General features: G+C 72.2%; 7 protein-coding genes. 2 read left to right on the top strand and 5 right to left on the bottom strand.

The window, feature by feature from the left end; genetic code table 11:
- The 5 genes from HV826_RS14210 to HV826_RS14190 form a co-directional block, all read right to left on the bottom strand.
- On the bottom strand, positions 1-655 hold a 655-nt coding region (locus tag HV826_RS14210), incomplete at its 3' end, for a hypothetical protein (RefSeq protein ID WP_176417551.1).
- 3 nt (positions 656-658) lie between these two features.
- The gene (locus tag HV826_RS14205) at positions 659-3,364 is read right to left on the bottom strand and encodes a TonB-dependent siderophore receptor (protein ID WP_176417550.1); all 2,706 of its coding nucleotides are present in this window, start codon (positions 3,362-3,364) and stop codon (positions 659-661) included.
- 22 nt (positions 3,365-3,386) lie between these two features.
- Positions 3,387-4,307 (bottom strand): PhnD/SsuA/transferrin family substrate-binding protein, encoded by a 921-nt coding sequence (locus HV826_RS14200; RefSeq protein ID WP_176417549.1) that lies wholly within the window; start codon positions 4,305-4,307, stop codon positions 3,387-3,389.
- Positions 4,304-6,805 carry a tetratricopeptide repeat protein gene (locus HV826_RS14195; protein ID WP_176417548.1) on the bottom strand — a complete coding sequence of 834 codons (2,502 nt, stop codon included), beginning with the start codon at positions 6,803-6,805 and terminating at the stop codon, positions 4,304-4,306. Before HV826_RS14195 ends, HV826_RS14200 begins: the two co-directional genes overlap by 4 nt.
- Before the next feature lie 23 nt (positions 6,806-6,828).
- Complete coding sequence (locus HV826_RS14190) at positions 6,829-8,604, bottom strand: PP2C family protein-serine/threonine phosphatase (RefSeq protein ID WP_176417547.1); 1,776 nt, start codon at positions 8,602-8,604, stop codon at positions 6,829-6,831.
- Between the two features lie 262 nt (positions 8,605-8,866).
- On the opposite strand from HV826_RS14190, the gene HV826_RS14185 reads away from it, so the two are divergent.
- Positions 8,867-9,985 (top strand): M50 family metallopeptidase, encoded by a 1,119-nt coding sequence (locus tag HV826_RS14185; RefSeq protein WP_176417546.1) that lies wholly within the window; start codon positions 8,867-8,869, stop codon positions 9,983-9,985.
- A gap of 125 nt (positions 9,986-10,110) precedes the next feature.
- On the top strand, positions 10,111-11,121 hold the full coding sequence (locus tag HV826_RS14180) for a thiamine pyrophosphate-dependent dehydrogenase E1 component subunit alpha (RefSeq protein ID WP_176417545.1): 1,011 nt from the start codon (positions 10,111-10,113) through the stop codon (positions 11,119-11,121).
- Position 11,122: the final 1 nt, after the last annotated feature.

Below are 11,122 nucleotides of genomic sequence, written 5' to 3'. Positions count from 1 at the left end.
CGCCCCACCCGCCCAGCGCCCGGGCGAAGGGCCCCGGACGCAGACCGCCGAAGCGGTCCACGACTTCCAACCACATGCGGCCCTCTTCCACCGCGTAGGCCAGCTCGCACGCGTCCTCCGGCGCCACCTCGCGGACCTCGGAGCGGCGGTGCGCGTACCGGTGCTGGCCCCGCGAATCCACCGGCGCGTCCCACATCGCGTTGGCCGCCAGCTCGTGCACCACGTCCGCCACCAGCGCCGCCGCCGTGCGCGAGCCCCCCGCCTGCGTGACGGCCCGCGCGGCGGCCCCACCAGCGGCGCTGATGTCCGCCACCGACTGGAGCCGGTGCCGCGAGGCCCCCGCGGGCAGCAGCGGCGCGCCGCGAAGCAGGTCCCCCAACAGGCGCGCCTCCCACGTGGAGGGACGTCCGTCGGAGGCCCGTGTCGCCAGCAGCAGCGCGGGCGGCTCGCCGCGCAGCGCCTCCGCGTGCGTGGGCGTCAGCTTCCCGTCGAAGAGCACCAGGCGCCGAGGCCCTGAAGGCGACCCGGGCCCCTGGCACAGCGCCAGGCCGCCCTGCGCGAGGACGGGAGCCGCCTGCTCCACCAGCGCCGGAGAGAGCGACTCGTCTGCAATCAACAGGAGGCCGCCGGCCTCGAGGTGGGGGGCGGTACTCAAGGGCTAGTATCGAACCTTGACTTCGCTGAAGAACGACTGGGGCGGTGCTGGGAAGCCGTGGGATTCCTCGTACTGCGCGTTGAAGAGGTTGGAGCCGAGGAACGACACGGAGATGCCGTCGTAGACGTTGAAGCCCACGCGCGCGCTGGCCGTGACGTAGCTGGGCAGCTGCACGCGGGTGGTGGGCAGGCCCGTCGCCTCGTCCACCTCGAAGCCCGGGTCATAACGTGAGCCCACCAGCAGCGCGTACAGCTCCACGAAGGCCACCTTGCCGATGTTGGTCCGGCCACGCGCGTAGATGCGGTGGGCCGGCGCGTAGTCCAGCGGCGACTGCGGGCCGTCGTCGTACGGCAGCGACCTGGCGTTGAGGAACTGGTACGCGATGTCGAAGGACGAGTTGATGGACGGAATCTGCGCGGCCGCTTCCAGCTCGAAGCCCGCCACCCGCGCGTCGCCCATGTTCTGGAACTGCGACACCGAGCCGAAGACGAGCTGCTGGTTGATGAAGTTCTTCGCCAGATTGTAGAAGCCCGTACCCGTCAGGCGCACCCTCCTGTCGAAGGGCCAGAAATCCACCGATGCCTCGATGGTGTCCAGCGTCTCCGCGCGCAGGTTGGAGTTGCCCACCAGTGTGGCCGCGTACATCTGCTGGTTGATGGCCAGCTCCGCCAACGTGGGCGCACGGAAGGCGCGGCCGTAGTTGGTGCGCAGCGTCAGCAGCTCCGGCACCGCGTGGAACACGACGCTGGCGCGCGGGGAAATCTGGTCCGTGCGGTTCTGCCAGACCTGCTCCGGAATCTGGTAGCGGTCGTAGCGGGCGCCCGCGCCGAACACCAGCCGGTCGAAGAGGCGGTACTCCGCGTCCACGAAGCCGCCCAGGATGGTCTGCCGCGTGTCGTCCATGCTCAGCTCGGGCAGGACGTTGGGCACGTTGACGGCGTCCGCCTTCAAGTCACCACCGAAGGTGACGTTGAGGTTGCCCACCGTCCACAGCGCGCGCGCCTCGCCGCCCAGCCGGCGCCGCTTGCCCAGCGCGCGGGTGGGGTCGCCACCGAAGGCGTTCTCCATCAGCACGTCGCGGCGCTTGAAGAAGCCGTACGCCTGGCCGAAGAGGCGCAGGTTGTCGGTGACTTGCTGGTCCACCTGCGCGGACGCGTTGAAGTTCTGCACCGACTCGGAGTCGTTCGGCGTGTAGTGGCAGCGTCCGCAGTTGCCCACGGTGGAGATGTGCGTGCCACCCGGGCGGCCAATCTCCGCGTCGGTGAAGTCCGCGTCCAGCGCCAGGGGCCCGATGCGCACCTTGCCGTTGACCTGGTGCACCAGCGAGTCCTGGTTGGTGTCCACCCGGCCCACGCGCGGGTCGTTGAAGAGCTGCGGGCCGTCCGAGCCGAAGCCGTAGTAGCCCAGCAGGGCCTCCACCGGGCCGCCACGGCCGGCCACGGTGCCGTGCAGGCGCCACGTCTGGTCCTGGCCCGCCAGCACCCGGGCCTCGGCGCCCACGTTCTTGCCCTTCTCGATGAGGTCCGACGGCTGGCGCTGGATGATGTTGATGACGCCGCTGAAGGCGTTGGAGCCGTACAGCGAGGAGCCCGGGCCGCGGATGACCTCCACCTGCTTGAGGTTGGTGAGCGGCGTGGTTTCGTCCGCGTAGAACTGGCCCGTCCACGGGTCCGTCAGCGGACGGCCGTCCTGGAGCAGCAGCAGGCGGTTGGACAGGTAGTTGGAGCCCAGGCCGCGCGCGCTCACCGCCGCCTTGCGCATGGAGCCCCGGCGGCACTCCATGCCGGGGAAGTACTGGATGGCCTCACACAGCGTGAACTGGCCGGTCCCCTCCAGCTCATCAGCCGGAATCCAGGACACCGTGAGGGGCACGTCGGAGATGCGCTGGTTGCGCTTGCCGGCGGTGGTCACCACCGCCTCGCTCAGCACGCGGTTGACGGACTCCTCCAGCGCGTCGGCGCCGCCCAGCGGGTCCCCGTCCAGGCCCGCGAGCCCGGAGGGTGGAGGCAGGGGCCGGTTCATGGCCGGCTCGGCGAAGGGCGCGGTGATGGGGACGTTCGACGCGGGCTCGGGCTGCGCGGTGGCCGGCGGGGGATTCGTCGGCGCGTCCGGCGGGATGAAGTCCGTGCCCACCGGCGGTGGAGGCAGGGGCAGCGGCTCGGCCGTCAGCGGCGTGGCCGGCGCCAGGGGCGCGGCGGGCGCGAGGGCCGGCGGCGGCTCCTCCGGGGGGGGCTCGCCTCCCAGGACGGGAATCTCCGGCTCGTCGGCCGGGTCGTCGGCGGGCGGCTGCACGGGCTTCTTCGGCTTCTTCGCCGTCCGGGCGGCGGGGCGCGCGGGCTTCACCACCCGCTTCCGGCGCTTCACCTTGGCGGGAGCCTCCGCCTGCGCGACCTCCTGCGCTGTCGCGCTCGAAGGGACGACGAGGGACAGCACGCACAGCATGATGGACAGAGGCAGGCCGGCGCGCAGAGCGCGGCGTCCGGCAACCGCCTTCGCCGCGCCTTGCCGCGGCTCACCGAACACAGTCGAGTGCATCGTTCTCACATCCAAGGGTGGAGCATGGACACCCGAGGTCCTGTACGTACGATCTGGAGACGGGCTCGGCGCCAGCGCTTGCGTCCGGGGGAACGCCGTTTCACGGCTGAACATCAACGCCATCATTTTCAAGCTACCCCAGAGCCCACGCCGGGCCAAGTCGTTGGCTCTCATTCTCTAGAAACTCGGGAAAGTATCAGTCGTCTGGCTGTTCCGCGGAGACAGCGAGGTCTCCGACGAAGGACGGCAGCGCGGGGCCCAGCTCCTCCGAGCGCACCAGCACCTCGGCCTCAACGTGCAGTTCGGCCCCTTCCGCCAGCACGGGCTGGCGCCGCGGCGGGCCGCGCGTGACGAGCTTGCGGAAATCGTCGAAGGCCTTGTCCTGGAGCCGCGCGAAGGCATCGAAGGGCGCCACCGCGCCCACCTTCCCCAGCGCGCCGGTGAGCGCGGCCTCGTGGTTGCGCAGGTCCACCAGCACGGCGCCCGGCACCCGGCCACTGCGGTAGAGGACGCGCACGTCCTTGCCCTTGGGCACGTGCGCCAGCGGGACGAGCGCCGCCTCCGCGCCCTTGGCCTCCAGCATCTTCAGCGCGGACTCCACGTTCGGCACGGGGGCCAGCTTGAAGTGCTTCTTGGCGTCCAGGTCGCCACCGAGCACGACGTGGGTGACGAACTTCGGGTCCGCCGGGCCCGCGCCCTTCACGTGCGCCAGGCGCTTGCCGGCGAGGTCCTTCACCACGCCGCGCTGCATCGCGACAATGGCCCAGCGCTGCTGCGTGTCACCCGCGCGCGAGGCCCAGGCCACCGGCTTCGCCTTCGCGCCCAGTTGCACGGCGGCCCACGCATCCACCACCGCGAAGTCCACCATCCCGCCCGCCACCGCGCGAGAGAAGTCCTCGTAGCGGCCGAAGCTCTTGGCGGCCACGGGCATGTCCAGAAGCTCCGTCAGCCGGGCGGCCAGGGCCTCCGCGTATTCAAAGCGCTCCTGGCCATCCGCGAGCGTGGTGGCCAGGAACACCCCCAGCGTGGCCTTCTTCGGCGCCGCGAGCGCGGTGCTGGCCGTCAGGGTGCAGGCCAGCACGAGGCCCGCCAGGAGGAAGCGAGGTGAGGTCTTCATGGGGTCTCCTCCACGGTGGCGCCAGCGGGCTCGGACAGGCCGTGCAGGCTCTGCAGGCGCTCCTTCCACTCGCGCACTTGCGCCATGCGCGGGCCGCTGCCGCCGGCCAGGTAGCGGCGCCAGGCCTCCACGGCCTCGCCCGCGTCCTTGCGGCGCTCCTGCGCGTCGATGCCCAGGTTGAGCGCGGCCACCGGCACGCCCGACTCCAGCCGGCGCCACGTCTCCACGGCGTTCGTCGTGCGGCCCTTGCGCCAGTCGACGCAGGCCAGGTTGTGCTGCACCAGCGGGCTCTCCGGGTCGCCGGCGAGCGCGGCCTTGAAGGCCTTCTCCGCCACCCGCATGTTGCCGGCGTTGTACGCCAGCGACGCCTCGCGCCGGTGGAGCGCGCCCGTCATCGCCGTCAGCCACCGGGGCTGGCCGGGCATCGGCTTCTTCGCCGCCACGGCCAGCTGCCTGCGCGCGGCGGACACCTGCCCCTTCTTGTAGAGCACGAAGGCGGTGGCCAGCGCGCGCGTGTTGGGCCAGGCCCAGGGCTGAATGGGGGTGAGGGCCTTGGCGATGGCGGCGCTCGCCTCCGCGTGCCGCCCCGCCTCCGCGCGCGCCAGGCCGCGGGCGAACTGGGCCAGCCGCGCCAGCTCCTTGCGGTTGCCCGTGCCCAGCTTGTCCACCAGCTCCAAATCGCGCTCGGCGGCCTCGGCGTCGCCGGTCTCCAGACGCGCCAGCGCCCGGCGCACCAGGACGCGCGGGAGGTTGGCGCCCGCCACCTGCGCCGCGGCGCGCGACGGGCCCACCGCGGTGAGGCGCTGCACCGCCGCGTCCACCTGCCCCAGCTCCACCTCGGCCAGCGCGGCGCCGACGGAGGCCTCCGCCTGTTCGTCGGGCTCCTCCGTCTGGGCGCCCGCGCGGGTGAAGGCCTCCAGCGCCGCCTGGGCGTCGTTCGTGGCCAGCCGCGCGTACCCCAGCAGCAGGCTGTCACGCCACGCGGCGCCGGGCAGCGTCACGCCCTGCTCCATCACCTTGCGCGCGTCCGCGTAGGCGCGCGTCTCCAGCAGCGCGGCGCCCAGCCGGCGGGCCATGGGGGCGCCGCGGTCCAGGTCGTAGGCGCGGCGCAGGTCCCGGACGGCGTCCTCCAGCCGTCCCGTGCTCGCCCTGTCCCGCGCCCGGTGCGCCAGGGTCCGGGCCAGCCACTGCTTCGCCCCGGCGTGCTCCGGCTCCACCCGCAGCGCGTTGGCGTAGTCCTCGATGGCCTGGTCCCACTGGCCGGTGGCGAAGTGGTCCGCGCCCAGCAGCACGTAGCCCAGGGCGTGGCGCGGCGCCAGCTCCACCACGCGCCGGTGCACCTCCACCGCGCGCTGGAAGCGGCCCGCGCGCCGGTTCACCGAGCCCAGGTTGGCCCACAGCTCCACGCTGTTGGCCCCCGCGCGCACCGCGCCCTCCAGGAACTGGATGGCCTCCTCGTGCCGGCCCTGGGCCTGGAGCGCCTTGCCCACCGCCATCTGCCCCAGCACCAGGCCCGGCTGGAGCTGGAGCACCTTGCGGTACTCCGCCTCCGCGGCGGCCGCGTTCTTCTGGGCGAAGCGCACGTCCCCCAGCAGCAGGTGCGCGGCGGGGGAGCTGCCCAGCTTCACCACCGCCTGGGCCTGCGCGTCCGCCCTGGCGACGTCGCCCGCGCCCAGGTACAGCCGCGCCAGCTTCTCCCGCGCGTCGCCCGCCCGCGGGAAGCGCGTGGTGACGCCCTCCAGCAGCGTGCGCGCCTCCACCACCCTGCCCTCCAGCTCCAGCACCTGCGCCAGGCCCAGTTGCACCGACGGCGACTCCGGCTTCCCCGCCTGGGCCTGCTGGAAGGCCGCGCGCGCCGCCGCGGCGTCCCGGCGCAGCACGTGCGCGCGCCCCAGCAGTTCGTGAATCTGGAAGTCGTTGGGCGCCAGGGCCTGCGGGCGCAGCGCCAGGTAGCGCTTCAGCCGCGTGGCCGCCGCGTCTCCCTGCTGGAGGTAGAGGTAGTAGCTGGCCAGGTAGTAGTGGACGATGAGGTGCTCGGCCTTGTCGGCCGTGGCCACCTGCTCCATCAACGGCACGGCCTCCGGGAAGCGGCGCAGCTTGAAGTACGCCACGCTCACCGGATAGGCCAGGGCCAGCTCGGCGGGGTTCGCCGTCAACACCGGCTGCACCCGGTCCACGGTGCGCTGCCAGTCATTCAGCGCGTTGGCGCTGGCGCCCAGGCCCGCGGCGGCGGCCACGGAGCCGGGCTCGGCGGTCAGCGCCTGTTCGAAGAGGGCCAGGGCCTTGCGGTGCTTCTCCTCGGCCTCCTTCTTGTCGCCCGAGGCGCTGGCGGCGCTGGCGGCCACCTGCGCCGCCTCGCCGTCCCGCACCAGCCGCTGGGCTTCGGACATGGGCGGCGGGCGGTACTGCGCCAGCGCGGGCGGGCCGCACAGGGTGGTCAGCAGCGCGAGCGCCGGCGTGAGACGGCGCGACCGGGGATGTCGTGGGGAGCGTCGCATGCGTGTGGGGTCCCGAAAGGAAGTCAGGCGGCGGGGCTGAACTCGGCCACGACCACGGTGATGTCGTCCCGCTGCGGCTGGCCCGCGCTGAAGGCGCGAGCGTCCGCCAGCACCGCGTCACGCAGCGCCTCCGCGGACAGGTGGGCGTGCGCCTGGACGGCGGCGGCCAGCCGCTGGGTGCCGTAGAGCTTGCCCGCGCCGTCGCGCGCCTCGGTGAGGCCGTCCGTGTACCAGACCACCACGTCCCCTGGCCGAAGCTGGGCCTGGCGCGAGGTGAACTGGGAGTCGACGGAGGCGCCCAGCAGCGGGCCGCGCGCGGGCAGCGACGCAATCTGCCCGCTGCGCTTGTTGAACACCAGCGGGCTGGGGTGCGCGCCCGCCGCGTAGTCGATGTAGCCGTTGGACACGTCGATGACGGCCAGCGCGCTGGACATCTGGTGCTCACCGCGGCCCACGTTGGCCAGCGTCACGTTGAGGGCGGTGATGAGCATCTGCGCGTTGACCTGCGACGGCTCGCGCAGCGTCATCGCCGAGGCGAAGCCGCTGGTGGCGCTGGTGGCCACCAGCGACGTGGACAGGCCGTGGCCCGTCACGTCGCCGATGCCAATGACGATGCGCCGGTCGTCCAGGGCCGCCCGGAACCACCAGTCACCGCCGCACGCGTCCGCGGTGACGGCCAGGCCGGCGATGCGCAGCGGCCCCACCTGAACGCCCTCGCGCCCCGGCAGCAGCGTCTCCTGCACGGTGCGCGCGAGCGACACCTCGCGCTCCAGCTGCGCCTTGGCGCGCACGTCCTCCAGCAGCACCTTGATGCGCTCGGCCATGTGGTTGAACACCACGCCCAGCGTCACCACCTCGCGGCCCGCGCCCTGCGCCGTTCCAGCCCGCGCGCCCAGGTTGCCGGAGGCCAGCTGCATCACCTTGCCCGTCAACATGCCCAGCGGCCGGGTGATGCGGCGGCTCTGGTAGGCCACCAGCACGCCCGCCAGCACCACGAAGCCGAAGCCCAGCCCCAGCATGCGCAGCGTGGTGGCGCGCACCGTGGCGCGCTTGTCCTGCTCCAGCGACTCCAGCTGCTTCTGCAGCCCGCCCAGCGAGTAGCTGATGACGACCAGCCCCTTGCCGCTGCTGGAGCCGTAGTCGATGGGCTCCTGGATTTCGGAGATGGGCTGCCCCCGGTAGAAGGCGCTCACCAGCCGGCGCTCGGCGCGGCGGACCTGTGCGGCGTCCTCCTTGTCCTCGCTGGCGCCCTCGCTGTCCGCCATCCGCACCCCGTCCGGGTCGAAAATCTGCACCCGGAGGATGTTGGGGTTCGTCTTGACGATGGAGCCCGCCACCTCTTCGAGGAAGGCGTAGTTGTTGTCGCGCAGGTTGGTGGCGGACGTGAGCGCGATGGTCTGCCCCACCGTCTGGCCCAGCTCGCGCGCCTGCTCCTGGATGCGCTCCTTGGAGACGAGCGCCGTCTCCTCGAACTGGGACTTGGTGGAGGCCACCGACAGCGCCGCCAGCAAGCCCACGATGAGCACCACCAGGATGCCCGTGGTGAGCAGGAGAATCTGGTCCAGCCGCAGGCCCTTGATCTGGGCCACGTTGGGCAGCTCGCCCGCCTCCAGGGGCGCGATGAGGGTGCGGGTGCCCCCCTCCGCCAGCCCCAGGGGGCCCGTCAGGCGCGTGGCGGTGGACTCCCGCGCGCCGGTGGCTTCCTGGGTGCCGGTCCGCTCGGACGGCGGGAGCGCGGCGTCGTCCAGGGACTCGTCGGACGCGGGCGCGGACTTCAGTCGCGGATTCGTACTGGACAAGGGCGGACCGGGGGGTGGGGACGCGCGGGGGCGCGGGAAACAGGGGTGTGTCGAGACTCTATCTCACTTCTCGTGCTTCGCGAGGCCCCGTCCCCACATCCACGCCGCGCTGGGGAGGACGCCACGGTCGGCATGTCACTGAAGCCATGTCATGCCAAGGTCATGGCCCTGCATGGAGCCCCGCGTCATCGACCCGGGGTACGCCGCGCCCCGCCCCCTTCGCCGGGCGCGGCGCGGGCATGCCCGTTACAGTCGGAGGTCCATGCGGCCCCACTTCCACGTGGCCGGATTCCCCGTCCGGCTCCATCCGCTCTTCTTCCTCGTCGCCTTGGCGACGGGCTGGACGCTCATCTCCGAGCCCGCGCGGCTCGCGCTGTGGGTGGGCATCGTCTTCGTGTCGGTGCTGCTCCATGAGCTGGGGCATGCGCTGGCCTACCGCCGCTACGGCTGTCCCTCTGAAATCGAGCTGCACGGCATGGGCGGCACCACGCAGGCGCACGATGCCGCGCACCTCACCCACCCGCAGTCGGCCTTCGTGAGCTTCGCCGGGCCGGGCATCGGCTTCCTGGCGGGCGGGCTCGTCTGGGGCCTGTCGCAGCTGGCGCCCCTGGGGGCGCCGGGCGGCCTGGTGGACCAGGGCGTGCGGCAGTTCCTGTGGGTCAACATCGGCTGGGGGCTCTTCAACCTGCTGCCCATGCAGCCGCTGGATGGTGGCCACCTGCTGGCGGACCTGGTGCGCGCCCGCGGCGGCTACCGCCATGAGCGGGCGGTGCTCGGCGTGGGCATCGCCACGGCGGTGGGGGTGCTGGGGCTGGCCATCTGGGGGAAGCAGCTGTGGCTGGGGCTGATGGCGATGATGATGGGGATGATGAACGTCGAGCAGCTCCGCCGCACGCCGAAGCTGCGCCCCGCCGAGCCGCGGTTCGCCGCTCCCCGCGGGGTTCGCGAGACGCGCGAGCACCGGCAGACGACGGCGGGCGCCGTCTCCGTCGAGCGGCTGATGGACGCGCTCCGGGGAGCGCCGCTCCCTCCGGACGCGGCCGACGCGGAGGATGAACTGGAGGGCCCTCACGACCCCGCCCTGGTGGGCGAGCTGCTCCTGGACAGCGGTCTGCCGGAGCTGGCCGTGGGCTCGCTCCAGTCCGCCTTCACCCAGGCGCCCCTGCCACGCACCGGCCATGCCCTGGTGCTGGCGCTGCTGCGCACCGGGCGGCTCCCGGAGCTGGCCTCGCTGCTGGACAGCTCGCACGCCCGGCAACTGTCCGAGAACACCCTGGCCCTCATCGCCGAGCACGCCGGGACGACCACGGAGGCCACACTCACCGAGCGGATTACCGCGCTGCGGCACGGGCGGACTCCTGCCACGGATGAGCCCCGCTGATTGCCGCGCCGCGCCAGAAGGTGCTCTCCGCCTGACGTCCCGACAGACAACCCATCAACTGCCTTGAGCGGGAGGCACCCATCCGGGTTATAGGGGCGTCCCCTCCAGCCAGAGGAAGGTCGCGCGTGTCTCGTCCCCGACTCATCAAAGAATCCTCAGAAGCGTCCGCGCCGCTCGAGCGGGAGCTGCTGGTCCGCCTCCATGACCTCATGGTGAAGACGCGCGTCCTCGAGGAGCGCCTCATCCAGATGTACAAGCAAGGCCACGGGTACTTCTGGATTGGTGGCCCCGGCGAGGAGGCGTTCAACGTCTCCCTGGGCATGCTCATGAAGAAGGGCCAGGGCCCCGACTTCGACTACCTGCATGCGCACTACCGGCAGTCCGGCACCCTGCTCGCGATGGGTGAGGAGCCCATCGGCTCCCTGCGGCAGATGAAGAACACGGCCACGGACCCGTACTCGGGCGGCCGCAACTTCGCGGGCCACTACTCCGCCCGGCGGCTCAACGTGGCGCCGGTGTCCTCGCCCATCGAGGTCCAGTACGCCATCGCCCCGGGCACGGCCATGGTGCAGAAGCGCCACGGCGGTGAGGGCATCACCATCGTCACCGGTGGCGACGCCGGCACGGCCGAGGGTGACTTCGCCTCGTGCCTGGTGTGGAGCAGCCGCCCCGCCAACCCGCTGCCCATCCTCATCATCGTCACCAACAACAAGTGGGGCATCTCCACGTCGGCGGAGGGCCAGCACGGCGAGCAGCGCATCAGCGACCGCGGCAAGGCCTTTGGCATCCGCAGCAAGACCATCAACGGCAACGACGCCGTGGAGGCCTACACCGAGCTGCGCGAGGCCATGGCCTACGTGCGCACGGAGCGCAAGCCCTTCCTCCTGGAGGCCAACGTGTCGCGCCTCTACGGCCATTCGTCCGCCTCCGGTGCCAACTACGTGGGCAACGAGGTCGACTGCCTCAAGGACTTCGAGGCGAAGCTGGAGAAGGACGGCGTCCTGACGCGAGAGCAGATGGACGCGCTGCGCAACGGCTACACCGAGGAGATGGCCGCCGCCGCCCGGCTGGTGCGCGACGAGCCGCAGCCCGACCCGGAATCCATCTGGAAGCACATCTACGCGGAGGACAAGTAAC

Origin of the sequence: Myxococcus sp. AM010, from assembly GCF_013372585.1 — a bacterium.
In the GTDB taxonomy this organism is placed as follows: domain Bacteria; phylum Myxococcota; class Myxococcia; order Myxococcales; family Myxococcaceae; genus Myxococcus; species Myxococcus vastator.
The sequence above is the reverse complement of the archived record's forward strand: the minus strand, read 5'-3'. Positions and strand labels throughout refer to the sequence as shown.

Bases quoted from the DNA above. Each gene is read 5' to 3' on its own strand.
- HV826_RS14205 (WP_176417550.1), bottom strand. From the start codon at position 3,364: ATGAGAGCCAACGACTTGGCCCGGCGTGGGCTCTGGGGTAGCTTGAAA.
- HV826_RS14200 (WP_176417549.1), bottom strand. From the start codon at position 4,307: ATGAAGACCTCACCTCGCTTCCTCCTGGCGGGCCTCGTGCTGGCCTGC.
- HV826_RS14195 (WP_176417548.1), bottom strand. From the start codon at position 6,805: ATGCGACGCTCCCCACGACATCCCCGGTCGCGCCGTCTCACGCCGGCG.
- HV826_RS14185 (WP_176417546.1), top strand. From the start codon at position 8,867: ATGCGGCCCCACTTCCACGTGGCCGGATTCCCCGTCCGGCTCCATCCG.